Consider the following 24,133-nt stretch of genomic DNA (forward strand, 5'->3'; position numbering starts at 1 on the left):
CGTGATGCGATCGCATCACACCATGTACTGGCCGCCGTTGACCGACAGCGTCGAGCCGGTGATGGCGCCGGCTTCATCCGCGGCGAGGAAGAGGACGGCACGCGCGATCTCTTCGGGCTCGCCGAGACGGCCGATCGGAATCAGCGGCAGGATCGCCTTCTCCAGCACGTCCTTCGGCACTGCCTGCACCATCTCGGTATTGATGTAACCGGGGCAGATCGCGTTCACGGTGACGCCGCCCTTGGCGTTCTCCAGCGCCAGGGCCTTGGTGAAGCCGATTTCGCCGGCTTTCGCTGCGGAGTAGTTGACCTGTCCGAACTGCCCCTTCTGGCCGTTGATCGAGGAAATGTTGATGATGCGTCCGAACTTGCGCCCGCGCATGCCTTCGATCACCTGGCGCGACATGTTGAACAGCGAGCCGAGATTGGTGTTGATGACGGCGTTCCACTGCTCAAGCGTCATCTTGTGGAAGGCACCGTCCCTGGTGATGCCGGCATTGTTGACCAGCACGTCGACCGGGCCGACCTCGGCCTCGACCTTCTTCACGCCCTCGGCGCAGGCCTCGAAACTACTGACGTCCCACTTGTAAACCGCAATGCCGGTCTCGGCCTTGAATTTCTCCGCGGCCGCGTCGTTGCCGGCATAGCTCGCCGCAACCTTGTAGCCGGCGGCCTTCAGCGCCTTGCTGATCGCAGCACCGATGCCCCGCGTACCACCCGTCACCAATGCAACACGTGCCATGTCGTATTCCTTCCCTCTTCCTTGGACGCTTCGGACTTTTCTGACGTGATCGCTTTTTAGCTACGGATTATGCGGTTGGTTTGACGGACATCAAGAACAAAACGCCCGGCATCGAGCCGGGCGTTTTTCTTTAGTCGAGGCTTGTCGGGTTGCGAAGAATATTTGATTTGCAACCGCTGCCTTTTTAGTCGCGTGCAACGCACGCGCTGACGTGTGCGGCGCACCCGTCAGCTGCGCGTAAGATCAGTCGCGCGCCACACACATGGCGATGCCCATGCCGCCGCCGATGCACAGCGTGGCCAAGCCCTTCTTCGAATCGCGCTTCTGCATTTCGTGCAGCAGCGTCACCAGCACGCGTGCGCCGGACGCGCCAACCGGATGGCCGATCGCGATCGCACCGCCGTTGACGTTGACCTTGGAGGTGTCCCAGCCGAGGTCCTTGTTGACCGCGCAGGCCTGTGCCGCGAAGGCTTCGTTGGCCTCGATCAAATCGAGATCGCCGACGCTCCAGCCGGCCTTCTTCAGCGCGGCGCGCGAGGCCGGGATCGGGCCCGAGCCCATGATCTTCGGATCGACGCCGGCCTGCGCCCAGGACACGATCCGCGCCAGCGGCTTCTTGCCTTCCTTGGCGGCCTGCTTGGCGGTCATCAGCACCACGGCGGCAGCGCCGTCGTTGATGCCCGAGGCCGAGCCCGCGGTTACCGTGCCATCCTTCTCGAAAGCGGGCTTGAGCTTGGCCATCGCGTCGAGCGTGGCGCCGTGGCGCGGATATTCGTCGGCGCTGACGACGACGTCGCCCTTGCGGGTCTTGATGGTGACGGGAACGATCTCGTCGTTGAACCTGCCGGCCTTCTGCGCCGCCTCGGCCTTCTGCTGCGAGGCCACGGCGAACTCGTCCTGCTGGGCGCGGGTGATCTGCCATTGCCGCGCGACGTTCTCGGCGGTGTTGCCCATGTGGTAGCCGTTGAAGGCATCCCACAGGCCGTCCTTGATCATGGTGTCGACCAGCTCGAGGCCGCCCATCTTCACGCCGCCGCGCAGATGCTGGGCGTGCGGGGCCATGCTCATCGATTCCTGCCCGCCGGCGACCACGATCTCGGAATCGCCGTTGAGCAGCGCCTGGTAGCCGAGCGCAACCGTGCGCAGGCCCGAGCCGCAAAGCTGATTGACGCCCCAAGCCGGGCTCTCCACCGGAATGCCAGCGCCGATCGACGCCTGGCGGGCCGGGTTCTGGCCCTGGGCGGCGGTCAGGATCTGACCCATGATCACTTCGGAGACCCGGCCGGGCTCGATGCCAGCGCGCTCCAGCGCGGCCTTGATGGCGACGGCGCCAAGGTCATGGGCGGGAAGGGTCGCGAACGCTCCGTTGAAGCTTCCGACCGGGGTGCGGGCGGCGCTGACGATGACGACATCGTCTGACATGGGCATCTCCTGGGGCTTGAGGTTCTTGTGAAGGGGCAGGCGGGGCTGGAAAGCGATCGCCAGTCTCGTCAGCCATCCTGTTAACGTCGTTGAGGCATGTCAATCGGCCGGGGCCCGAATTCATACCGCAGCGCATTCAAAATAGCGTTCTTGGCGTTTTCGCAAGCAGGATTTTGCTCTGCAATTAACCGTGCCGCACAAAACGGTAGCGTGAGCCCTTTGAAAATGCTTATTTTGTTGCGTTGCGTACTCTTCCCGCCCTGCGGCATTGCCCGACAGGTTCCCGTTCTCCGCGTTTGCAAGTGAGAGCCCATGGCGAAATCAGACCAACCCACGACAATCAAGAAATACGCGAACCGCCGGCTCTATAACACCGGAACGAGCACCTATGTGACGCTCGAAGACCTCGCCGCGATGGTCAAGGACGGCGAAGACTTCCTGGTCTATGACGCCAAGACCGGCGACGACATCACCCGCTCCGTGCTCGCCCAGATCATCTTCGAGCAGGAGAACAAGGCCGGCCAGAACCTCTTGCCGACCACCTTCCTTCGCCAGCTGATCCGCTTCTATGGCGACAGCATGCAGATGGTGGTGCCGAAATATCTGGAGCAGTCGATCGCGACCCTGACCCAGGAGCAGGAGAAGTTCCGCAAGCAGATCGCCAATACGCTGTCCGGCACTCCTTTTGCTCCGTTGGAGGAGCAAGTCCGCCGCAACATGGAGCTGTTCCAGCAGACCTTCTCGATGTTCAAGCCGTTCGCAGCGCCTCGTCCGGCGGCCACGCCCGAGCCGGAGCCCGATGCGAATGCCGAGGCGCCAAAGGACAGCAACATCGACGAGCTGCGCCAGCAGATGAAGGAAATGCAGGAGCGCCTCGAGCGGATGTCGAAGAAGGACGAATAGTCTTTCATTCGCGCCGGCCCCTGTACGCGGGAGGGCGAGCCATGTCTGACCGAAGCACGCATTGGGACCATGTCTACGCCACCAAGGGCGAGGCCGAGGTCAGCTGGCATCAGGATACCCCCGCGACCTCGCTCGCGATGATTCGCGCAGCCGGCTCCGATCGCGACACGGCCATCATCGATGTCGGCAGCGGCGCATCGCGCCTCGTCGATGCGCTGTTGCAGGACGGCTATCGCGACATCGCCGTGCTGGATCTTTCTGCCAATGCACTCGAGGCCGCGAAGAAGCGCATCGGTCAGGCCGCTTCGACGGTCGACTGGATCGTTGCCGATGCCACCACATGGCGTCCGGCCAGGACCTACGATGTCTGGCACGATCGCGCAGCGTTTCACTTCCTGACTGACCCGCGCGACAGGGCGGCTTACGTGCAGCGCCTGCGGTCGGCGGTCAAGCCTGGCGGCCACGTCATCATCGCGACGTTTGCACCCGATGGTCCCGAGAAATGCAGCGGCCTGCCGGTGCAGCGCCACGACAGCGCGAGCCTTGCGGCGGAGCTCGGGCCGGAATTTGAACTGATCGAGACGCGCAGCGAGACGCACCACACGCCGTGGGATTCGACGCAGGCGTTTCAGTTCAGCCGGTTTCGGCGGCGCGGCTCGTGAGCGGCGCCCGCACGATCCACAAACTCTTCATTGCGAGCGCAGCGAAGCAATCCAGACTGCCGCCGCGGAAAGACTCTGGATTGCTTCGCTGCGCTCGCAATGACGGAGGAACTGGCTCCTACGCCGCCATCTTCACGGCATGCGCAAAGTCCCAGTAGAGCTTGCGCGCCTTGGCGTAGAACGGGCCCGGCTTCAGCTCGCGCTCGTCGATGCGGATCACGGGTGCGACCTTGGCGAAATTGCCGGTCGAAAAGATCTCGTCGGCGGTCAGGAAATCGGCGTAGCGCAGCGTCTTCTCGACCACGGTGACGCCGTCGGCGCGAAGCAGGCTGATGACGCGCTGGCGCGTGATGCCGTTGAGGAAGGTGCCGTTCGGCACCGGCGTGAACACCACGCCGTCCCTGGCCATGAACACGTTGGAATTGCCGAACTCGGCGACGTTGCCGAGCATGTCGAGCATCAGCGCGTTCTGGAAGCCGCGCGACGCAGCTTCGGCGAGCGCGCGCGAATTGTTCGGGTAGAGGCAGGCGGCCTTGGCTTCGACCGGCGCGCATTCAGCCGTCGGCCTGCGAAACGGCGACAGGGTGATGGCGTTGCCGACGGGTTTTGGCATCGGCGCTTCGTAGATGCACAGGCACCAATTGGTGGTCTCGGGGTCGAACAGCACGCCGCCGCCGCTTCCGTTCTGCGCCCAATACATCGGACGGATATAGAGCTCGGCATTTCCGGCAAAGCGCGCGATGCCTTCGTTCGCGAGCGTCAGCCAGGCGTCGGTATCGACCACCGCCTTCAGGCCGAAACTGATCGCAGATTGATTGGCGCGGGCGACGTGACGATCGAGATCGGGCGCAACGCCCTCGAAAGCGCGAGCGCCGTCGAACACGATCGAGCCGAGCCAGGCCGCATGCGTGCGCGGCCCCATGATCGGCACGTTGCCCTCGTGCCACTTACCCTCGAAGAAGGTCCAGCTCGGCGAATAGTCGATGGGCTTCTTGATCTCGGCCATGACTGGCCTCCTTTCGAACGATCCGGCACTATTGTCCCAATTTCTAAACGATTTGCTGCGGACATTTCGTGAGTTACCCTCACTTCTATGAGAGGAGGGAAAGATCGATGCCGCTCGATCCGCTCGCAAAGCGTTTGTTGACCATGATGGCTGCGGCTGCGCCGCAGGCGCGGAGCCGGCCGAGTGTGGAGGTGCGGCGGCAATCGCTGGCAAAGCTGATGCAGTTCGCCCGGGCCGAGGCGCCGGATGTGACGACATTCGACGGCAAGCTGCCCGGTCCCGGCGGCGAGCTGCCCTATCGCCTCTACACGCCGGCAGGCACTGAAGCGCCCGCACCTGGCTTCGTGTTCTTTCATGGCGGCGGGCTCGTTGCGGGCAGCATTGCCACGCACGAGCGCATCGGCGCGGCGCTGGCGCATGCCACCGGCTGCCGCCTCGTGTCAGTCGATTACCGGCTCGCGCCGGAGCACAGATTCCCCGCCGCGGTCGACGACGCGATCGCCGCCACCGAATGGGTAGCGCGCGAGGCGGCATCGCTCGGCATCGACGCGGACCGCCTTGTGGTCGGCGGCGATTCCGCCGGCGCCACACTCGCGGCGATCGTGTGCCAGAATGCGGCGCAGACCGCCGGCCTCGCCATCGCCGCGCAGTGCCTGATCTGCCCGGTGCTGGATTTCGAGGAGACCTCGCCTTCGCGCGAGGCCTTTGCCGAGGGCCATCTGATCGATCGCGCCACGATCGAAGCCGATCTTTCCGATTATCTGCCTGATGGCATTGATACCGCCGACCCCCGCATCTCCCCCTTGCGCGCGACACGTCTCACGGGTCTGCCGACCGCGATCATCCACACCGCCGAGTACGACCCGATGCGCGACGAGGGCAATGCCTATGCCCGCAAGCTGCTCGCCGCGGGGGTGGCGGTCGAGCATATCTGCCACGATGGCATGGTCCACAATTTCCACGCCATGGGCGCAATCCTGCCACAGGCACAGCTCGTGCTGTCGCAGATCGGCGAGCAGGTGCGGCGGGCGGTGAAGAGGTGACAGCGCTCAATCACACGCGCGCGCCGATCACCGCGCGCGCTGCCGCGACATATTCCGGCCAGTGCGCGTCCGCATAACGCTCCGCCTGCCATGCGCAGGCGAGGTCGGGCGCATGCGCCGCCGCAATCGTGCGCGCAAAGCGCTCCTCCGCGACCGTCACTTCGCCGGACGCGGCCGCGGGTGCAGCCGCCGCAGCGGTCGGAACAACGGCGAGCCCCGCCAGACCGGTGAGCAGGATGCGGCGTGACGTGTTCATGGCTGTCTCCTCCATTCTTCGGCCAGCACTGTGGCGGGCGAGCGCATCAGTGCGATCATGGCAAGGTAACCGCACACATCCACGCCGTCCATCGCTTGCGGATGACGCTTGACCAAGCGAGCGCTCACGTTCCATCTAGCAAGTGTTTCGCCCTCAATCGCCCCGCATCGGATCGTCACGTGACTCTTCGCAGCCAATCCCGTCGTCCGGCATTGCGCGCTGCCGCAGCGGGATTGCTTTGTCTGGCGATCCCGGCAGGCGGTGCCCTCGCCGCCGACGATGAGGAGGACGAGCCCGCAAAGCCGACCGTCCCGAACATCTATCTCGATCTCCGCACCACCTATGCGACGATCCCCGCAGGCACGCTCGCGCTCGGCTTCGGCAACACCTCGCTGTCAGCCGCGTTCCAAGCCCTGGCGGCGCAACGAGGCACGTCGCTGCCGAATGGACTACCGGCCGCGAAATCGATTGCGATCGACCTGCCGCTGACCGTCGATGTCAGCGATCGCGTCTCGCTTTATGGCGGCGTGTCGGGCTCCACCACTGATATCGGCGGCGGCTGGTCGTCCTTCGACATCACGAGCTGGAACATCGGCGTGCAGGCCGATCTCTACCAGCAGAATGGCGGGAAGATCCCGACCATCACGCTGCAATCGACCCTGACGCAGTCGGTGCCGAACGAGCAGGGCATGACCACCTCCTTCAACAACATCGTTGAATTCGACTACGCGCTCGACGAGGACGAGACACGGGGCTGGCTGGCCGGCCTGCAATACACCACCGCCACCATCGCCAGCCCGTTCGCCACGATCCGGCCGAACACGATCCTCTATGCCGGCGGCTATTACCAATGGCCGAGCAACTGGAAGGTCACCGGGCGCCTCGGCATGCAGTCGTTCGGCGGCGCGCAGCTCGCGGGCCGGACGCTCGCGGAATCCTTCACCCAGCCGGTCTTGCGGCTCGACCTCGATCGCATGGACGACAACGACAACCGCCTGTTCGGCATCACCGCGCAGATCGCCTGGATGCCGAAGCCGTCGTACCAGCTGACACTCCGCACGCCGCTCTATGCGGTGCGCAACTGATTGATTTATTGGGAACTTTCGGTCGAGCGCGGCGCTGCAATCGACGGCCGGGACAACGTTCCGCATCGCTCGTCAACCGATCATTAATTCTCATTCCGAAACATCGATTGCGTTACACCGCCGCAAAGAAGCTTGCGCGAAACTACCCCGGCTTTTCGCTCGTGTTCGCTTTGGAGGCTGCGAATGTCCCGCTTGGTTTCGGAACGGACGTTCCTTGCTGGGAAGATCTTCTTCAATTTCGGCCAGTCGTCGATCGATTGCGTGGTACGCCGGCTCACCGAGGAGGCCGCGACGCTCGAGATGGAGAGTAGCCTCGGCGTACCCGAGCGCTTCCAGCTCCGGCTCGCGGGGCGCGAGATCCTGACCTGCCGCGTGATCTGGCGATCGGATCGGCAGGCCGGCGTCGCCTTCGAACAGCCGAACAGCATCGAGCCAGCAGCCGGCGAGGAGCGGGAACGCTCGTCTGACGCGTTGATGCGCAGCCAGATGCTGGCGCTGCGCGCCGCGCTCGATCATGTACCGACCGGCATCGTGCTGCTCGATTCCCATCTCAGGGCACGCCTCATCAACCGGTCGTTTCGACAGATGTGGCACCTGCCCGACGAGGTGGCGGACAGTAATCCATCCATTCTCACCCTGCTCCATCACGGGCGCGACATCGGGGCCTATGAGGTGCCGGACCCGGACCTCGATGCACTGATCGCGGAGCGCGTCCGTGTGATCGAGTCGGGCGATCCAACCCCAATCGACGTGCGCCGGACCAATGGCGAGGTCGTGCGCGTCCAAGTCACACCGCTGCCCGACGGTGGCCGCATGCTGACCTACACGCCCGTCACCGACATCGTGCGCACCTCCGACGAGTTGAAGCGGCTGCGGGATGCCTTGGAGAACGTTCAGGATGGAGTCCTGCTGCTCGATGCGGACCTACACGCCACCTTCATGAACCGGCGGATGCGACGGTTCTGGGAGGTCAGCGAAGACGAGGCGGCGAGCCGGCCGACCTACTCCTCGCTGGTCCGACGTCTGCATCGCGCCAGCGCGCCCAATCTTCCGAGCAGCGAGCTCGCGAAGTTTCCGGCGCGGCGCGTCGAGGAGGTCAAGGCCGGCGATCACGTGCGCGACCTACAGACGCCGGACGGACGCCGCATCAGGGCTCATTGCACCACGATGTCGAATGGCGGTCGCATGCTGACCTATGTCGATATCACCGATCTGACGCAAAAAGCCGCAATGCTGGAGAAGCTCGCCACCACCGATCCGCTCACCGGCCTCCACAATCGCCGCCATTTTCTGAACAACCTCGATGCGGAATGGAGCCGCTTTCAGCGCTACTATCGCTCCGTCTCGGTGTTGATGCTCGACATCGATCACTTCAAGTCGGTCAACGATCGCTACGGTCATGCCGTGGGCGACGCAGCAATCAAGGCCGTTGCGACCGCCTGCCTCGACGGCAAGCGCAAATCGGACATCGTCGGCCGTCTCCGAAGAGTTTGCCGTGCTGCTGCCGGAAACCAGCCTGTCCCGGGCTAGGACGGTGGCCGAGCGCATCCGCAAGCGCGTGATGAGCACGCCGGTCTTTGCCGACAAGCTTCAGTTCGGTCTCACCGTGAGCATCGGCATCGCGGAGGCGACCGTCAGCATGTCCGGCATCGATGCGCTGATGGGCGCGGCCGACCATGCGCTCTACCAGGCCAAGGCCGAGGGTCGCAATCGCTGCATCGCCTGGATGCCCCCGCCCCCTGCAAACAAGGCGGCGGAGTGACGGAAAGCAGCTGCGTCTACTCGGGCACTGGCACGTCGAAGGTGTTGAGCGTGACCGAGACCATGCAGTAGACGCCGACGAGATAGGACAGCTCGGCCGCGCCGTGCTCGCCGAATTCCTTTACGGCCGCACGCCAGGTCAGCTCCGGCAGCACGCCGCCGCTGACCAGGGCCGAAGCCATGTCGTAGGCGATGGCTTCCTGCTTGGTGAGGTCCACCGGCCGCTGGCCGGCGACGATGGTCGCGAGCTTCTCGTCGGAGAGGCCACGCTGCTCGGCAACCAGCACATGCGCGTAGAGCTCGTAACCGGAGCGGAAATGCGAGCCGGTGACGAGGATCGCGACCTCGCGCACGGCCGCGGGCAGCAGCGGATTCGACGCGATCGCCTTGACCAGCTCCCACACCGGCTTGCCGAAGCGCGGCTCGCGGATCCAGGGATTCCAGGGCCCGAGCAGCGCGCCGTCCTCGCGCATGTTCACAAAACCCTTGAAGTGGTCCTGCATGCCGGCCCGCATGTCGTCATAGAGCGGCTTCTGTTCGTCGGTCAGCTCTTTCGGATCGAGAATGGGAAGGCGCACGGTAGGGTCTCCTCGTTGAGAAGACGCAACCGTCACCTGTATGCCTGCGCAAGGCAAGTGAAGTTGCCGTGACGACCGTGCGATTTCGCAGATGCCAGGCAGATCTCGGCTATGACGCCGTGGGGTTTTGCAGGCTTTGAGGATTGACCACGTCGTCGACGTCCAGCGCCAGTGGCTCACCTGTGGCGAGGAACGACGACAGCGCCGCCTCGAACGGCGCCGGATCGAGGCCGCGCGCGGCGAGCCAAGCGGGCTCGTAATAGGTCTGCCGGTAGCGCTCGCCGGAATCGCAGATCAGCGTCACCAACGATCCCGTGACGTTCGCCTGGCGCATCTCCGAGGCGAGCCGGCACAGCGCCAGGAAGTTGGTGCCGGTGGAGCCGCCGACCGGGCGGCGCAGCCGTCGCGACAGCACGTTCATCGCCGCGATCGTCGCCGCATCCGGGATCTTCATCATGCGATCGACCACGCCGGGCACGAAGGACGGCTCGCAGCGGGGGCGACCGACGCCCTCGATCAGCGACGGGCGGTCGCAGACACGGGAGCGGTCCTGCGTGCGGAAGCAATCGAAGAAAGCGGAGTGCTCGACATCGGCGACGCACAGCCGCGTCGGATATTGCCGATAGCGCAGATAGCGTCCGATGGTGGCCGACGTGCCGCCGGTGCCGGCGCCCATCACGATCCAGTCCGGCAGCGGACGCGGCTCGCCCTGCAACTGCGTGAAGATGGACTCGGCGATGTTGTTGTTGCCGCGCCAGTCGGTTGCCCGCTCGGCAAAGGTGAACTGGTCCATGTAGTGGCCGTCCAGCCGGGCGGCGAGTGCGGCGGCTTCCGCATAGAGCGCGCGGCCGTCGTCGATCAAATGGCAATTGCCGCCATAATGCTCGATCGCAGCGATCTTCTCCGCCGAGGTCGTGCGCGGCATCACGGCGTAGAAGGGCACGCCGATCATCTCTGCGAAATAGGCCTCCGACACCGCGGTTGATCCCGACGAAGCCTCGATGACGGGCGTGCCTTCGCGGATGTGGCCGTTGCAGAGCGCATACAAAAACAGCGAGCGCGCGAGGCGGTGCTTCAGGCTGCCGGTCGGGTGCGTGGACTCATCCTTCAGATAGATGTCGATGCCCGATAGCGCCGGCACGATCAGCCGGATCAGATGCGTGTCGGCGGTGCGGCACTGGTCGGCCTCGATCGCGGCCACGGCCTCGTCGACCCAGCCGCGCCGATAAGCCGGCCCGGCCGGGTTGTGCTGGCGGAAGGGGAATGTCTGCATCGGGCGAATCTCTCATGATGCGGATAGCGCATCAAGAGCTGCGCCTAAAATTCCAGCGGCGCGTTGTCGACGACTTCCTTCATCACGAAGAAGGTCCGGGTCTGGCGCACGCCTGGGAGCGCGATCAGCTGCTCGCCGTGGATGCGGTTGAAATCCTCCATGTCGCCGACGCGGATCTTGAGGAAGTAATCGAAATCGCCGGCGACGAGATGGCAGTCGAGCACGAACTTCAGCTTTGCAACGGCCTGCTCGAAGGTGGCAAAGCTTTCCGGCGTCGAGCGGTCGAGCACGACCCCGACCATAACCAGCGTGCCCTTTGCCACTTTCTTCGGCGCGACCATGGCGCGGACATTGGCGATGAAGCCGTCCTCGAACAGGCGCTGGGTGCGACGGTGGCAGGTGGCGGGGCTGATCGCGACCGTTTCGGCCAGCTCGGCGTTGCTGAGCCGACCGTTATTCTGAAGCAATCTCAATATCTTGAGGTCGGTGCGGTCGAGCCGGGCAGCCATGAAAGAAGCTTCCGCAGATAGGTGATGTTCTGGAAGGAATTTTAGCAATTATCACAACTTACGCAAGAAGTCGTGCAACATGGACGCAATATTCGAGAGCACATTTTTCCGATGCAATGCTAGGGAGCCGCCAACACCAACGCCAATCGGGATGACCCATGAAGCTGGACAAATTTCCGCGCTATCCTTTGACCTTCGGCCCGACGCCCATCGAGAAGCTGGAGCGCTTGTCAAAACATCTCGGCGGCCAAGTCGAGGTCTATGCCAAGCGCGAGGACTGCAATTCCGGCCTCGCCTATGGCGGCAACAAGCTGCGCAAGCTCGAATACATTATCCCCGATGCGATCGCCTCCAATGCCGATACGCTGGTCTCGATCGGCGGCGTGCAATCCAACCACACCCGCATGATCGCGGCCGTTGCGGCCAAGCTCGGCATGAAATGCCGCCTGGTGCAGGAAGCCTGGGTGCCGCACGAGGACGCCGTCTATGACCGCGTCGGCAACATCATGCTCTCGCGCATCATGGGCGCCGACGTGCGCCTGGTCGACGACGGCTTCGACATCGGCATCCGCAAGAGCTGGGAGCAGGCGATCGAGGAAGTAAAGGCCGCGGGCGGCAAGCCCTACGCCATTCCCGCCGGCGCCTCCGTGCACAAGTTCGGCGGCCTCGGCTATGTCGGCTTTGCCGAGGAGGTGCGCAAGCAGGAAGCCGAGCTCGGCTTCAAGTTCGACTACATCATCGTCTGCACCGTCACCGGCTCCACCCATGCTGGCATGCTGGTCGGGTTTGCGGCTGACGGCCGTGCGCGAAAGGTGATCGGCATCGATGCCTCCTTCACGCCCGCCCAGACCAAGGCCCAGGTGCTCGAGATCGCGCAGAACACGGCAAAGCTCGTCGAGCTCGGCAAGGACCTCGTCACTGACGACGTCGTGCTGATCGAGGACTACGCCTATCCCGCCTATGGCGTTCCGTCAGAGGAGACCAAGGAGGCGATCCGCCTCACCGCGCGCCTCGAAGGCATGATCACCGACCCAGTCTACGAGGGCAAGTCGATGCAGGGCCTGATCGATCTCGCGAAGAAGGGCTATTTCGAGAAGGGCGCGAAGATCCTCTACGCCCATCTCGGCGGCGCGCCGGCCCTGAACGGGTACGCGTATGCGTTCAGGAACGGGTGAGTGAGAGCGTAGCGCTCGCGCGTCATACTCTGTTGTCGTCCCGGGGCGCGACGAAGTCGCGAGCCCGGGACCATAACCACAGGGAGGCGTTTGGCGAAAACTCGTGGTTGCCGGCCTGCCGCAGCAAACTTCTCCCTGTGGTTGTGGATCCCGGATCGGCGCGCGCTTGAGGCGCGCTTGTCCGGGATGACGACTGCGCCCTACCTCGTCCTCACGATCTGCAGCAGCTCGTCGCCGTAGTGCTCGAGCTTCTTGTCGCCGATCCCCGGCACGTTGCGCAGCTCGTCCAGCGTCGTCGGCCAAGCTCGGACGATGCCGTCGATGGTGGCATCGTGCAGCACCACATAGGCCGGCACGCCGCGTTCGCGCGCGACCTCTGAGCGCCAGGCGCGCAAGCGCGCGCGCAGTTCGGGATCGACGTCGCCTTGCGCCGCGCTCGCTGCCGGCGCGAGGTCGCCGCGGCGTGACTTGGCGCGGCTGGCGCGAACCCGCGTGCCGGGCGCCTCCTCGCGCAGCCAGACCTCGGTCTCGCCGCGCAGCACGCCGCGCGAAGAATCCGTCAGCTTGAGCGCGCCGTAGGCTTCGCTGTCGCTGCGCAAATGGCCCATCGCCACCAATTGCCGCAGCACCGTGCGCCACTGCTTCTCGTTGAGCTCGCGGCCGATGCCGAACACCGACAGCTTGTCGTGACCGAACTGTGTGACCTTCTCGGTCAGGCGTCCGACCAGCACGTCGATCAAATGCATGGTGCCGAAACGCTGCCCGGTGCGATAGACGCAGGACAGCAGCTTCTGTGCCAGCACCTTGCCGTCGCGCATCTTCGGCGGCGTCAGGCAATTGTCGCAATTGCCGCAGCTCTCGCCCATCACGATCTCGCCGAAATAGGCGAGCAGGCGCCGGCGTCGGCAATGCGGCGTCTCGGCGAGGCCGACCAGCGCATCGAGCTTGCCGATCGAGACCCGCTTGAAATCCTCCGATCCGGCCGATTCGTCGATCATGCGGCGCTGCTGCACGATGTCGGAGAGACCGTAGGTCATCCACGCCGCCGACGGCTTGCCGTCACGGCCGGCGCGTCCGGTCTCCTGGTAATAGGCCTCGATGCTCTTGGGCAGGTCGAGATGGGCGACGAAGCGCACGTCGGGCTTGTCGATGCCCATGCCGAAGGCGATGGTCGCGACGATGACGATGCCGTCCTCGTTGAGGAAGCGATCCTGGTTGCGCGAGCGCACCGCCCCGTCGAGCCCCGCGTGGTAGGGCAGCGCCGCAATGCCGGCCTCGGCAAGCGCGGCTGCGACTTCCTCGACGCGGTTGCGCGACAGGCAATAGACCACGCCGGCATCGCCCATGTGGCGCTCGCGGATGAATTCCTTCAGCTGCGACACCGCATTGCGCTTGTCGACGATCTCGTAGCGGATGTTGGGCCGGTCGAAGCTGGAGACGAACTGCGGCGCGCCCGTCAGCTGAAGCCGCTCGACGATCTCCTTGCGCGTCAGCTCGTCGGCGGTCGCGGTCAGCGCGATCCGCGGCGCGTCGGGAAAGCGCTCGGCGATGACGGAAAGGCCGACATATTCGGGCCGGAAATCGTGGCCCCATTGCGAGACGCAATGCGCCTCGTCGATCGCGAACAGCGCCACTTTCGCCTGCGCCAGCAGCGACAGGCAGCGCGGCGTGACCAGCCGTTCCGGCGCGACATAGAGCAGGTCGAGATCGCCGGCGAGCAGGCGGCGTTCGATGTCGGACGCCTCCTGCGGCGTCAGCGACGAGTTCAGCGCGGCGGCATTGACACCGGCTTCGATCAGGCCGGCGACCTGGTCGCGCATTAGGGCGATCAACGGCGAAACCACGATGCCGCAACCTTCGCGCAGCAAGGATGGAAGCTGATAGCACAGCGACTTGCCGCCGCCGGTCGGCATCAAGACCAGGCAATTGCCGCCGTCTGTGACGTGGCGGATGATCTCGCCCTGCGCGCCGCGGAATCCCGGCAGGCCGAACACCGAATGCAGCACCGACAGCGCGTGGCGGCCGTTGGCCGGCGCAGGCAGTGGGGCGTTGGAGGGAGCAGACATGGGCGGAGCAGATCAGGCCGTGGGATTCGTCACAAGGCCAGTCGCATGCTGGTGTGGCTGTGGCAAGACTGTTTGGAGGGCGAGACAACGCTGCTTCGTCCCCTTTTCCCCGTCCTTACGGGGAGAAGGTTGGGGTGAGGGGCTTCTCTCCACACATGAGACCGCCGCTGGACCTGTACCCCCTCACCCGGATTGCATCTTCGATGCAATCCGGCCTCTGCCCGCAAGCGGGGAGAGGTGAAGAGGCTACGCCCCGATCCGTCGCAGCGCTTCTGCGACGGTCACGATGGGCATATTGCGTCTGCCGGCCGCCTCGAGCGCATGACGCATCAGATGCGGCGTGCAGCCATAGGGGCTCGGCCTTTCGGTGACGTCGTGGCCGTAGAAGATCAGCCAGCCGCCGCTCGCGACCGCCGCGTCGAAATAGCGATCGACCCCGGCCTCGTCGATCTCGCAATCGACCAAGGGCGAGGCGCGCAGGAATTGGAGGTCGATGACGCCGCTGTTGACGCCGGGAAGAATGCCGCGCGCGGAACGGAAGGCCTTTGTCAGCTGCGGCTTGCGCCACACCGAGGCGATGCCATAGGGATAGGCGAAATTCTCCAGCGTGATCGAGGCATCAATGCCGCGGAGATGGCTGCGGTTTCGTTCGATCTCGCGCGCCATGGCGGCTTCGTCGAGCGTCGCCGAGTTCTGATGCGAGAAGGTGTGGCAGGCGATCTCGTGCCCGGCGCGGTGAAGCCGGACGATCGCATCATCCGAGAGGCCATGCCAATGCTCCGACGGCCGACCGATCAGGCTGCCGGCGAGGTAATAGGTGCCGCGGCCGCCATGCCGCTCCAGTAGCTCGGCGCCCTCGCCCGCGGCGCTATCGGGGGCATCGTCGAACGTGAAGCTCACCATCGCCGCATGCGCGGCCAGCCGGTGCGGCGCGGCGCGGAAATGCCGGGCCAACCGATTGCTCACGCGTCCCTGGAGTGCCGACCACACGACTGCGTTTCCTGTGATGCCTTCTTGCTCTACCCAAACATTCGTGCGCAGGTCGAGGCAAGCCTAACGCTCGGGTAATCCTAACGCCGAACCAAGACCGCTTCGGCTAGCGCACCGATCGACGCGTCGGCGTCCGCGCCGAGATAGCGCAGCCAATTGCGGAAGAGCACCGCCGCCGCGTCGCCGGCGCCGATATCGGCGCGCAGGTTCAGCGCGGGCAGCTCGTTGCTGAGCGCCGGATGGCGCTGGTGCGCCGCCTTCCTCTCGAAGCGAGCCAGCTTCTCTTCCGTCGCTGCGTCAAAATAGCTCACCGGCAGGCGCGGATAGGTCTCCCGCTCCCGCGCGAGGTAGCGGCCGATATCACGCAGATATTCGCGCTGCAGCGACAGCGCGTCATATTCGGGGTGACCCTGGAAGAACACGAAGCGGCTGGCGTATTGGCGAATGAAGACGTCGACGCCAGCCTCCTGTGAGCGTGTCAGCACCTGATAACCGGCGTGCACGAGGTCGCTCTCGGCGATCTCGTTCAGACGTGAATGCGAGACCTTGAGCGGCGCGGGCGCAGAGCGGGTCAGCAGATCGTCCGTCACGACGCCGCAATCGAAAATGCCGTGACATTTGGCCGGCAGCCGCCGCCGTTCAATATTGTCGAGGTGCAGCACCGCGGCATGCGCGGCAAGGCACGACCAGATCGTCGAACGCGTGTTGACCTTGGCCCAGTCGATCAGATTCGTGAGGTCGCGCCAGTACGGCTCCCCGTCGAGCTCGGGCGCGATCGGCTCTGCGCCCGTCACGATCAGCCCATCGAACTTGCCGCGCTCGAGATCGGAAAGGTTGGAATACTCGCTCTCGACGTGCCACTTGGCTTCCGGCGACCGCTTCACGCTGGGAAGCGAGAAGCAGTGGAAGCGGATACGGCGCGAGCCCGCCGCGGCCTGAAGCAGCTTCATGAACTGCCGCTCGGTCGCCTTCAACGCGGCATCCGGCATGTTGTTGACAAGGCCGATGGTGAGCTCGGCGCCAGCATCGCGCGCGAGATCGTGCGCGGCCGGCACCAGCGTCGGGCCCGCGATGACCTGATTCTTGTCGATCAAGATCGTCATGGCCGGCGCCGCCTACTCCGCGGCCTCGCGGCGCGCCGACGGGCAAGCCTTTTCCAGCGCCTGGTCGATGTCCTCGATGATATCAGAGACATGCTCGATGCCGATCGACAGACGGATCGTCTCCGGCAGCACGCCGGCGACGCGCTGCTGCTCCGCCGACATCTGGCGATGGGTGGTCGATGCCGGATGGCAGGCGAGCGACTTGGCATCGCCGATATTGACGAGGCGCGTGATCAGATTCAGCGCATCGTAAAACGTCTTGCCGGCCTCCATGCCGCCCTTGATGCCGAAGGTGAATAGCGAGGAGGCGTTGCCGTTCAGGTACTTCTGCACGAGGGGATAATAGGGGCTGTCCGAAAAGCCGGTGTAGTTGACCCAGGCCACGCGCGGATCGCCGCGCAGGAATTCGGCGACCTTGCGGGCGTTCTCGACATGGCGCTCCATGCGCAGCGCCACGGTCTCGATGCCCTGAAGCAGCAGGAAGGCGTTGAACGGCGACAGCACCGAGCCCATGGTGCGCTGATAGACGCTGCGCGCGCGCTCGATATAGGCGGTCTTGCCGAAGCGCTCGGCATAGACCAGGCCGTGATAGGAGGCGTCGGGCTTGTTGTAGGCCGGGAAGCGATCGGCGTGCTCGGCCCAGGGAAAGTTTCCGGAATCGACGATGGCGCCGCCGAGCGTGGTGCCGTGACCGCCCAAGAACTTGGTCAGCGAATGCACCGCGATATCGGCCCCATAGTCGAACGGCTTGAAGAGGATCGGGGTGGCGACGGTGTTGTCGACGATCAGCGGCACGCCATGCGCGTGCGCGACCTTCGCCAGCGCCTCGACGTCGCAGACATTGCCGGCGGGATTGCCGATGGTCTCGGCGAACACGGCGCGGGTGTTCTCGTCGATCAGCTTCTCGACCGCCTCGGGCTTGTCGCTCTCGGCGAAACGGCCGATGATGCCCTGGCGCGGCAGGATGTGGGAGAGCAGCGTATGCGTGGTGCCGTAGAGCTGCGGCACGGAGACGATGTTGCCGCCGTGGTCGGCGACGTTGACGAAGGCGAAATGCAGCGCTGCCTGCCCGGTCGCGACCGCGAGCGCGCCGACGCCGCCTTCGAGCTGTGCGATGCGCTTCTCTAGGACTGCGCTGGTCGGATTGGCGATGCGGCTGTAGCGAAAGCCTTCGGTCTCCAGATTGAACAGGGCGGCGCCATGATCGGCGCTGTCGAAGGCGTAGGCCGCGGTCTGGTAGATCGGCACGGCCACTGCGTGCGTGGTGGCTTCAGGCTCGTAGCCGGCGTGAATAGCGATCGTCTCGTTGCGCATCGTGCCACCTCCGCGTGGAGCGGGCCGCACTTATTGGCCTAGAATGAGGCGCGTGCGTTGGCCGCCGTCCTCGTGTTAGAGGCGGGTGGTAAAGCGGACAATAATTCGCTTAGAGATCGAGGAAGTAACCCTAATGCTTGTTGGCGAGTTAGCTAAAATTCGAGTTAAATTTGATTGATCAATTGGCAACGGCGGCAATGTCCGCTACCGACGCCATGTGGTGACCGACTGGTGACCGACGCGGCCGCAAGCGCTCTTCATCCGTTTCCCGGATGCGAGCGTGAGCCTCGTCGGATCCTTTTTCCGTTCGGACCGGACGATCCTCCATGGGATCAATGGAGCCTTACTCGGCAGCCAATGCCGCTTGCAATTCCGGCTTCTCGCGCGAGGCCTCATGCATGTCATCTGCGGTCGACTTGATCCGGAACCAGGCGGCATAGAGCGCGGGCAGAAACAGCAGGATCAGAACCGTGCCGACGGCCGTGCCGCCGATCAGTGTGTAAGCCATCGACCCCCAGAACACGGAATGCGTGAGCGGGATGAAGGCCAGCACGGCAGCAAGCGCGGTGAGGATCACGGGTCTCGTGCGTTGCACCGTGGCCTCGATGACGGCGTGATAGTCGTCAAGGCCGGCGGCAAGGTTCGCCTTGATCTGTTCGGTCAAGATCAGAGTGTTGCGCATCAAGATGCCCGCCAGTCCAATCAGGCCCAGAATCGCGTTGAACCCGAAGGGCTGGTTGAAGAGGAGCAATGCCGGCACGACGCCGACGAGGCCGAGCGGTCCAGTCAGGACGACCATCGCCATCGTCGAGAACGATCGAACCTGCAGCATGACGACGATCAACATGGCGGCAATCATGGCGGGGAAGATCGTCGCGAGCGCGTCGTTGGCCTTGGTTGCCTCCTCGATCGATCCGCCCAGTTCGATACGATAGCCGGCCGGAAGGGAGGCGATCAGGGGCTGCAGGGCTGCCTTGATCTCCTTGGAGACCTCCGGAGGCTGGGTCGCCTCATTGATGTCCGAGCGTATCGTGACGACGGGGGTGCGATCGCGGCGCTTGAGGATCGGCTCTTCAAGTCGGATTTCCGAATGGCCGACCTGGTCGAGCGGAATCGAACGGCCGTCCCGGCTCATCAGCGAGAAATCCGCCAGACGCGCCGGGTCCAGCCGCTCGCCACCAGCACTGCGCGCCACGATGGGGACATTGCGGATGTCCTCGCGAACCTGGGTCACGGCGATGCCGGTGAGCAGGAACTGGAGTTGACGGCCCACCTCGGCCGGCGACAGGCCGATGAGGTTCAGCCGATCCTGATCCGGGATGAAGCGGAGCACGGGCGTGCGGTTGCCCCAATCCCGATTTGCCTGTCGTACATCGGGAACGCCACGCATGATTTCGAGAGCCTTCTGAGAGATGGCGTACAATTGCGCGGGATCGGGCCCCATCACACGAAACTCCACCGGGAACGGCGTATAGGGTCCGAACACAAGCTGGGTGACGCGCACATTGGCCTCAGGTGCGAGGCCCTGTGATACCGATTGTCGGAGTCGATGCTTCAAAGCCTCGCGCGCCTCCGCATCCGGCGTCAGGACGACGATCTTGGCGAAGGCCGGATCTGGCAGCTCCGGCGCCATCGCGAAGAAGAAGCGCGGCGCGCCCTGACCGACATAGCTCGTGATGATCTTGGCCTCGGGTTGATCGTGCAGCCAGCCCTCGAGCTTCTCGACGGTGCCCGTCGTCGTCTCGATGCTGGTGCCTTCCGGCAGGCGAACCTCCACCAGCACTTCCGGGCGGTCGGAGGTCGGGAAGAACTGCTGCTTGACGCCAGCCATGCCGACGACGGAAAGCGCGAAGGCGACGGCGACGATGCTGCAGGTCAGGAATTTGTGGCGGACCGCGAAGGTGATCAGCCCTCGCAGGCGCTGATAGTTGGGCGTGCCGTAGATCGCGTGGTGACCGCCTTCGACCGGCTTGATCGCGGGCAGCATCTTGACGCCAAGATAGGGCGTGAAGATCACCGCGACGATCCAGGAGACGATGAGGGCGAATCCCACGACCCAGAAGATGTTGCCAGCGTATTCGCCGGCGGTCGAGCGCGCGAATCCCACCGGCAGGAAGCCCGCGATTGTCACGAGCGTTCCAGACAGCATCGGCGCCGCGGTGTGGCTCCACGCATAGGCCGCCGCCGAGATGCGGTCCATGCCTTCTTCCATCTTCACCACCATCACCTCGATCGCGATGATGGCGTCGTCGACGAGAAGACCGAGCGCCAGGATCAAAGCGCCGAGCGTGATGCGGTCGAAGAACCGGCCGGTCTCCAGCATGATCAGGAACACGACGGCGAGCGTCAGGGGCACGGCAGCCGCAACGACGATGCCGACACGCCAGCCGAGGCTGAGCAGGCTCACCAGCAGCACCACGCCCAGCGCCATCGCAAACTTCATCATGAACTCGTCGACCGCCGAGGTGATGTTGACGGCTTGATCGCTGACCTTGGCGAGGCTCATCCCGAGCGGCAGTGTCCGAGCGATAGCCGCAGACCTCTCCTCCAGCGCCTTGCCGAGCGCGAGGCCATTCCAGCCCTCCTGCATCACCGCCGCGAGCATGATGGTAGGCTCGCCCTGGTGCCGGATGATGTAGGTGGGTGGATCCTCGTATCCGCGGCGGACCTCAGCAATGTCGGACAGCTTCAGCGTCCGCCCGGCAGCGACGATCGGGGTATCGGCGATCGCCTGGACGCTATCATAAGCGCCGTCGACCCGGATGAAGACCTGCGGCCCCTTGGTATCGATCGAACCGGCTGGCGTCACCGTATTCTGTCGCTGCAGGGCGGCAACGATATCCGTTGCCGACACACCGAGAGTTGCCAGCTTGGCATAGGAGAACTCGACGAAGATCTGTTCGGGACGTTCACCGAGGATGTTGATCTTCTTGACGCCGGGCACGTGCAGGAGATCCTGGCGAATGGTCTCGGCTTGCCTTGCGAGCTCGCGCATCGGCATGCCCTTGGCCTTGAGTGCGTAGAGTCCGAAGCTCACGTCCGAATATTCGTCGTTGACGAAGGGGCCGAGCACTCCGGACGGCAGCTTGCGCGCTTCGTCCCCGAGCTTCTTGCGGGCCTGGTAGAACTCCTCCTGCACGCTGGACGGCGGCGTGCTGTCCTTCAGCGTCACCGTCATGTAGGCATAACCCGGCCGCGTCGTCGTCTCCACCCGGTCGTACCAGGTCAGCTCCTGAATCCGCTTCTCCAGGGGTTCGGCGACCTGGTCCTGCATCTCGCGCGCCGTCGCGCCCGGCCATACGGTGGTGACCGTCAGGGTCTTGATGGTGAAGGACGGGTCCTCGGCCCGCCCGAGCATGAAGAAGGCGTAGGCGCCCGCGGCCGCCAGCAGCAGGATGAAGAACAGGGTGACGGCCCGTTCGCGAACAGCGAGGGCGGAGAGATTGAAGCTCACGACTTGCTCCCGCTTTCCGAGCCAGTCCTGACGCGAGCACCCTCATGCAGGAGATGAGCGCCGAGAGAAACAATCTGGTCACCGGACTTCGATCCCGAGATAACGGCTGTCTCGCTGGTCACACGAAGCAGCTTGACGGGCTGCAGGCGCACGGTCGAGGTCGCGCTGTCGAAGACCCAAACGCCCGTCGTTCTGCCGTCATCGAGCACGGCGCCCAGCGGCACCTGGGCTTCCGGCTGATGATCCTGGCTTGTAAGCCGAATGGTGACGGTCGCACCAAGCGGCGCCGCTGCGGCGTCACCATCGAGCACGTAGCGGGCCTCATAGGTGCGGGTCTGGGGATCGGCGGAATCCGATAGCTGGCGCAGATGCGCGGTAAAGCGGCGCCCATCGCTGCCATACAGGCTCGCCTCGGCGAGCGAGCCGATCGCCGGCCGCATGGTTTCGGGAAGCGCGACCACGGCTTCGCGAGGACCGGACTGCGCCAGTCGAACGACCGCTTGGCCGGCGGCAACCACTTGTCCCGGCTCGCCGAGCGTCTGGGTGACCGTCCCGTCCGCATCCGCGACCAGAACGGAATAGGTCGCCTGGTTCTCGGCGACGCCTGCCTCGGCTTCGGCCGCGGCAAGCTGCGCCTTGGCGGTGTCCGACGCGGCCTTCGCCTGCTCGTAGCGCTGCTTTGAAGTCCATCCGTCGTTCACCAGGTTGGCGTATCGCCGCTCGTCGGCGTCGGTCTGAACGACAACAGCGCGCGCCGCGGCGACCGCGTTGCGCTTCGCTGTGACCGCGAGGCGCAAGTCGGTTTCGTCGATCCGCATCAAGGGCTGGCCGGATTTGACTTGCTCACCGACATTCACGAGTCGTTCGACGATCTTCCCGGCAACGCGAAAACCGAGATTGCTTTCCACTCGCGCGCCGACCGTCCCGGTGAAACCGCGCTCGGATCCGCTGACCCGAGTGGCTGTCACCAGGCGGACCATCGGGGGTTCCTGCCTTGGATCGATCACCGCGGAGGCTTCGTGGGCGGGAATGGCAAGGGAAACGAAGGTCGCTACCCCCGCCGGAACCAGAATACCGGCGAGCACTGCAACACCCCTTTTCATGACCCATCTCCTTTGAGAATTAGATGTCGTATGACTTCTATAGACATGTTAGATTTCGATCGCAATCCAATTTTTGGCCTATAACGGAAGCGTGATCCCAGACCCCCCGATTTTCCCCGCGCAACGTACGAAAATCAGGGTGCACAGATTGATAGATTGCAATCGAACTCTATATTTGATATAGCAGTCGAACGAAATCCAATTGGAGATCCGCGATGCGAGTGAGTCGCACCCAGGCGGCCGAGAACCGCCAAAACGTGATCAATGTGGCCAGTCGCCTCTTCAGGGAGCGCGGCTTTGATGGCATCGGCCTCAAGGATCTGATGAAGGGTGCCGGGCTGACTCAGGGCGCCTTCTACAAGCAGTTCGCTTCAAAAGAGGATCTGGCGGTGGAGGCGTCCAGGCGCGCATTGGAAAGCGCATCCGGCCGATGGTCAGACGCAGCCGCGGCGCATCCTGACGATCCACTTGGCGCCGTGATCGGGTTCTACCTCAGTGGCGACCATCGCGAAGAGAAGATGGACGGCTGCCCGATCGTGGCGCTCGGCGCAGATGCCGCCCGACAGGGCCTCGAGGTGAAGGCGGAATTCGAAGCGGGAATCAAAGCCCATCTCGACGTGCTCGGCCGCTTCATCGCCGGAAACGACGGCGAGGCCTCGCGCGGCAAGGCCATGGGCATTCTCGCGACGATGGTCGGCGCGGTGACGCTCTCTCGCGTCGTCAACGACCCCGATCTGGCTCAAGCGCTTTTGGATGCCGCGGCCGAACAGGTTCGAGACGCCGCTGCCGCTTGAGCGGGAGAGGCCGGTGTTCGGAGTGAATCCGCACGGCCCATTCGCTGATCAAATTAGAAAGAGAACGATGTCAAAAGAAGCAACAGACGACTTTGCCGGAAAATGGGCGCTGGTCACGGGCGCGTCGAGTGGCCTCGGTCTTGAATTCGCAGATCTGCTGGCGGGGCAGAAAGTCAATCTCGTCTTGGCGGCTCGACGGCGAGAGTCCATGGACAAGCTTGCCTCCGATCTCCGCAGCAAATATGGCGTGGATGTGCTGGTCGAGGCGATCAATCTTGCCGCACCGGGCGCGGCCAACCGCCTGAAAAGCAGTCTCGACGCGAGGTCGGTGACGATCGACATCCTGGTGAACAATGCCGGTTTCGGCTTGCACGGCGATTTCTTGGACACGCCGATCGAGCAAACCGCGAATATGATCCAGCTCAACATCACCACGCTCACAGAGCTGACCTATCTGTTCGGCCGCGACATGGCTCAGCGGCGATCCGGACATATCCTTCTTATCGCCAGCCTCCTGGCCTTCCAGGCCGTTCCCAGCTACGCGGCCTATGCGGCAACCAAGGCTTATGTGCTGGCCTTTGGCGAAGCTCTGCATGACGAACTCCGCCCGCATGGCGTGGTCGTTACCAGTCTCTGCCCGGGGCACACCGCGACGGGCTTCGATGCGGCAGCCGGCGCAACCGCTTCAAGCTTGCTGCGCCTCCTCACCATGAAGCCGCGTCCGGTCGCCGAAAGCGGTATTCGGGCGCTCTTGCAAGGAAAGGCCATGGTGGTCGCAGGCCTGTCGAACAAGATGGCTGCCTTTTCAAATCGTTTGACGCCACGGTCAATGCAAAGGGCCACGATGAAGAGGATAATGGACGCCTGACGTCTGGAGCGGCTGCATGTGGGCGCT

General features: G+C 64.3%; 20 protein-coding genes and 1 pseudogene. 8 read left to right on the forward strand and 13 right to left on the reverse strand.

Annotated features, from left to right (window positions below; all coding sequences use genetic code 11):
* Positions 1-15: 15 nt before the first annotated feature.
* Both phbB and ACM43_RS08940 read right to left on the reverse strand, forming a co-directional pair.
* A complete protein-coding gene (phbB, locus tag ACM43_RS08935) occupies positions 16-741 on the reverse strand; it encodes an acetoacetyl-CoA reductase (RefSeq protein ID WP_271539740.1) in 726 nt (241 codons plus the stop codon).
* A gap of 243 nt (positions 742-984) precedes the next feature.
* Positions 985-2,163: an acetyl-CoA C-acetyltransferase gene (locus ACM43_RS08940; protein WP_271539741.1), complete on the reverse strand. Its 1,179-nt coding sequence runs from the start codon at positions 2,161-2,163 to the stop codon at positions 985-987.
* A gap of 312 nt (positions 2,164-2,475) precedes the next feature.
* Between ACM43_RS08940 and phaR the strand changes: the two genes are divergently transcribed.
* Positions 2,476-3,066 carry a polyhydroxyalkanoate synthesis repressor PhaR gene (gene phaR, locus ACM43_RS08945; protein WP_027577426.1) on the forward strand — a complete coding sequence of 197 codons (591 nt, stop codon included), beginning with the start codon at positions 2,476-2,478 and terminating at the stop codon, positions 3,064-3,066.
* Positions 3,067-3,107: 41 nt separating this feature from the next.
* A complete protein-coding gene (locus ACM43_RS08950; RefSeq protein ID WP_271539742.1) occupies positions 3,108-3,728 on the forward strand; it encodes a class I SAM-dependent methyltransferase in 621 nt (206 codons plus the stop codon).
* A 118-nt stretch (positions 3,729-3,846) separates the two neighbouring features.
* On the opposite strand, the gene ACM43_RS08955 is transcribed toward ACM43_RS08950, so the two are convergent.
* On the reverse strand, positions 3,847-4,734 hold the full coding sequence (locus ACM43_RS08955; protein WP_271539743.1) for a branched-chain amino acid aminotransferase: 888 nt from the start codon (positions 4,732-4,734) through the stop codon (positions 3,847-3,849).
* A gap of 107 nt (positions 4,735-4,841) precedes the next feature.
* Here ACM43_RS08955 and ACM43_RS08960 point away from each other — a divergent pair, with 107 nt between their 5' ends.
* Entirely contained in the window at positions 4,842-5,777 is a 936-nt protein-coding gene (locus ACM43_RS08960; protein ID WP_271539744.1) for an alpha/beta hydrolase, read from the forward strand.
* A 10-nt stretch (positions 5,778-5,787) separates the two neighbouring features.
* Here the strand turns inward: ACM43_RS08960 and ACM43_RS08965 are convergent, their stop codons facing one another.
* Positions 5,788-6,033 (reverse strand): hypothetical protein, encoded by a 246-nt coding sequence (locus tag ACM43_RS08965; protein ID WP_128265485.1) that lies wholly within the window; start codon positions 6,031-6,033, stop codon positions 5,788-5,790.
* Between the two features lie 212 nt (positions 6,034-6,245).
* Between ACM43_RS08965 and ACM43_RS08970 the strand changes: the two genes are divergently transcribed.
* Entirely contained in the window at positions 6,246-7,118 is an 873-nt protein-coding gene (locus tag ACM43_RS08970) for a hypothetical protein (RefSeq protein ID WP_271539829.1), read from the forward strand.
* A 486-nt stretch (positions 7,119-7,604) separates the two neighbouring features.
* Positions 7,605-8,775, forward strand: a pseudogene (locus tag ACM43_RS08975) (diguanylate cyclase); the annotation flags it as partial.
* Positions 8,776-8,896: 121 nt separating this feature from the next.
* On the opposite strand, the gene ACM43_RS08980 reads toward ACM43_RS08975, so the two are convergent.
* From ACM43_RS08980 to ACM43_RS08990, 3 genes are all read right to left on the reverse strand, one after another.
* Complete coding sequence (locus tag ACM43_RS08980) at positions 8,897-9,457, reverse strand: carboxymuconolactone decarboxylase family protein (RefSeq protein WP_271539745.1); 561 nt, start codon at positions 9,455-9,457, stop codon at positions 8,897-8,899.
* A gap of 109 nt (positions 9,458-9,566) precedes the next feature.
* Positions 9,567-10,730, reverse strand: a complete 1,164-nt coding sequence (locus ACM43_RS08985; protein ID WP_128265482.1) for a PLP-dependent cysteine synthase family protein — start codon at positions 10,728-10,730, stop codon at positions 9,567-9,569.
* Between the two features lie 44 nt (positions 10,731-10,774).
* Positions 10,775-11,239 carry an Lrp/AsnC family transcriptional regulator gene (locus ACM43_RS08990; RefSeq protein ID WP_057030169.1) on the reverse strand — a complete coding sequence of 155 codons (465 nt, stop codon included), beginning with the start codon at positions 11,237-11,239 and terminating at the stop codon, positions 10,775-10,777.
* Positions 11,240-11,397: 158 nt separating this feature from the next.
* Between ACM43_RS08990 and ACM43_RS08995 the strand changes: the two genes are divergently transcribed.
* Complete coding sequence (locus tag ACM43_RS08995; protein WP_271539746.1) at positions 11,398-12,414, forward strand: 1-aminocyclopropane-1-carboxylate deaminase; 1,017 nt, start codon at positions 11,398-11,400, stop codon at positions 12,412-12,414.
* A gap of 200 nt (positions 12,415-12,614) precedes the next feature.
* Here the strand turns inward: ACM43_RS08995 and recQ are convergent, their stop codons facing one another.
* The 6 genes from recQ to ACM43_RS09025 form a co-directional block, all read right to left on the reverse strand.
* A complete protein-coding gene (gene recQ, locus ACM43_RS09000) occupies positions 12,615-14,480 on the reverse strand; it encodes a DNA helicase RecQ (RefSeq protein WP_271539747.1) in 1,866 nt (621 codons plus the stop codon).
* 246 nt (positions 14,481-14,726) lie between these two features.
* Positions 14,727-15,470 (reverse strand): polysaccharide deacetylase family protein, encoded by a 744-nt coding sequence (locus tag ACM43_RS09005; RefSeq protein ID WP_333919204.1) that lies wholly within the window; start codon positions 15,468-15,470, stop codon positions 14,727-14,729.
* A gap of 80 nt (positions 15,471-15,550) precedes the next feature.
* Entirely contained in the window at positions 15,551-16,573 is a 1,023-nt protein-coding gene (metA, locus tag ACM43_RS09010) for a homoserine O-succinyltransferase MetA (RefSeq protein WP_271539749.1), read from the reverse strand.
* Between the two features lie 12 nt (positions 16,574-16,585).
* Positions 16,586-17,887: an O-acetylhomoserine aminocarboxypropyltransferase/cysteine synthase family protein gene (locus ACM43_RS09015; RefSeq protein ID WP_271539750.1), complete on the reverse strand. Its 1,302-nt coding sequence runs from the start codon at positions 17,885-17,887 to the stop codon at positions 16,586-16,588.
* Between the two features lie 343 nt (positions 17,888-18,230).
* Positions 18,231-21,341, reverse strand: coding sequence for an efflux RND transporter permease subunit (locus tag ACM43_RS09020; protein ID WP_271539751.1), 3,111 nt, complete (start codon positions 21,339-21,341; stop codon positions 18,231-18,233).
* Positions 21,338-22,444: an efflux RND transporter periplasmic adaptor subunit gene (locus tag ACM43_RS09025; RefSeq protein WP_271539752.1), complete on the reverse strand. Its 1,107-nt coding sequence runs from the start codon at positions 22,442-22,444 to the stop codon at positions 21,338-21,340. Before ACM43_RS09025 ends, ACM43_RS09020 begins: the two co-directional genes overlap by 4 nt.
* A 215-nt stretch (positions 22,445-22,659) precedes the next feature.
* Here ACM43_RS09025 and ACM43_RS09030 point away from each other — a divergent pair, with 215 nt between their 5' ends.
* Positions 22,660-23,238 (forward strand): TetR/AcrR family transcriptional regulator, encoded by a 579-nt coding sequence (locus ACM43_RS09030; RefSeq protein WP_271539753.1) that lies wholly within the window; start codon positions 22,660-22,662, stop codon positions 23,236-23,238.
* Between the two features lie 67 nt (positions 23,239-23,305).
* Positions 23,306-24,106, forward strand: a complete 801-nt coding sequence (locus ACM43_RS09035; RefSeq protein ID WP_271539754.1) for an SDR family NAD(P)-dependent oxidoreductase — start codon at positions 23,306-23,308, stop codon at positions 24,104-24,106.
* The last annotated feature ends 27 nt before the right edge of the window (positions 24,107-24,133 follow it).

Source organism: Bradyrhizobium sp. CCBAU 45321 (genome assembly GCF_028128975.1).
Taxonomy (GTDB): domain Bacteria; phylum Pseudomonadota; class Alphaproteobacteria; order Rhizobiales; family Xanthobacteraceae; genus Bradyrhizobium; species Bradyrhizobium yuanmingense.

Bases quoted from the DNA above. Each gene is read 5' to 3' on its own strand.
- phbB (WP_271539740.1), bottom strand. From the start codon at position 741: ATGGCACGTGTTGCATTGGTGACGGGTGGTACGCGGGGCATCGGTGCT.
- ACM43_RS08940 (WP_271539741.1), bottom strand. From the start codon at position 2,163: ATGTCAGACGATGTCGTCATCGTCAGCGCCGCCCGCACCCCGGTCGGA.
- phaR (WP_027577426.1), top strand. From the start codon at position 2,476: ATGGCGAAATCAGACCAACCCACGACAATCAAGAAATACGCGAACCGC.
- ACM43_RS08950 (WP_271539742.1), top strand. From the start codon at position 3,108: ATGTCTGACCGAAGCACGCATTGGGACCATGTCTACGCCACCAAGGGC.
- ACM43_RS08955 (WP_271539743.1), bottom strand. From the start codon at position 4,734: ATGGCCGAGATCAAGAAGCCCATCGACTATTCGCCGAGCTGGACCTTC.
- ACM43_RS08960 (WP_271539744.1), top strand. From the start codon at position 4,842: ATGCCGCTCGATCCGCTCGCAAAGCGTTTGTTGACCATGATGGCTGCG.
- ACM43_RS08965 (WP_128265485.1), bottom strand. From the start codon at position 6,033: ATGAACACGTCACGCCGCATCCTGCTCACCGGTCTGGCGGGGCTCGCC.
- ACM43_RS08985 (WP_128265482.1), bottom strand. From the start codon at position 10,730: ATGCAGACATTCCCCTTCCGCCAGCACAACCCGGCCGGGCCGGCTTAT.
- ACM43_RS08990 (WP_057030169.1), bottom strand. From the start codon at position 11,239: ATGGCTGCCCGGCTCGACCGCACCGACCTCAAGATATTGAGATTGCTT.
- ACM43_RS08995 (WP_271539746.1), top strand. From the start codon at position 11,398: ATGAAGCTGGACAAATTTCCGCGCTATCCTTTGACCTTCGGCCCGACG.
- recQ (WP_271539747.1), bottom strand. From the start codon at position 14,480: ATGTCTGCTCCCTCCAACGCCCCACTGCCTGCGCCGGCCAACGGCCGC.
- metA (WP_271539749.1), bottom strand. From the start codon at position 16,573: ATGACGATCTTGATCGACAAGAATCAGGTCATCGCGGGCCCGACGCTG.
- ACM43_RS09015 (WP_271539750.1), bottom strand. From the start codon at position 17,887: ATGCGCAACGAGACGATCGCTATTCACGCCGGCTACGAGCCTGAAGCC.
- ACM43_RS09025 (WP_271539752.1), bottom strand. From the start codon at position 22,444: ATGAAAAGGGGTGTTGCAGTGCTCGCCGGTATTCTGGTTCCGGCGGGG.
- ACM43_RS09030 (WP_271539753.1), top strand. From the start codon at position 22,660: ATGCGAGTGAGTCGCACCCAGGCGGCCGAGAACCGCCAAAACGTGATC.
- ACM43_RS09035 (WP_271539754.1), top strand. From the start codon at position 23,306: ATGTCAAAAGAAGCAACAGACGACTTTGCCGGAAAATGGGCGCTGGTC.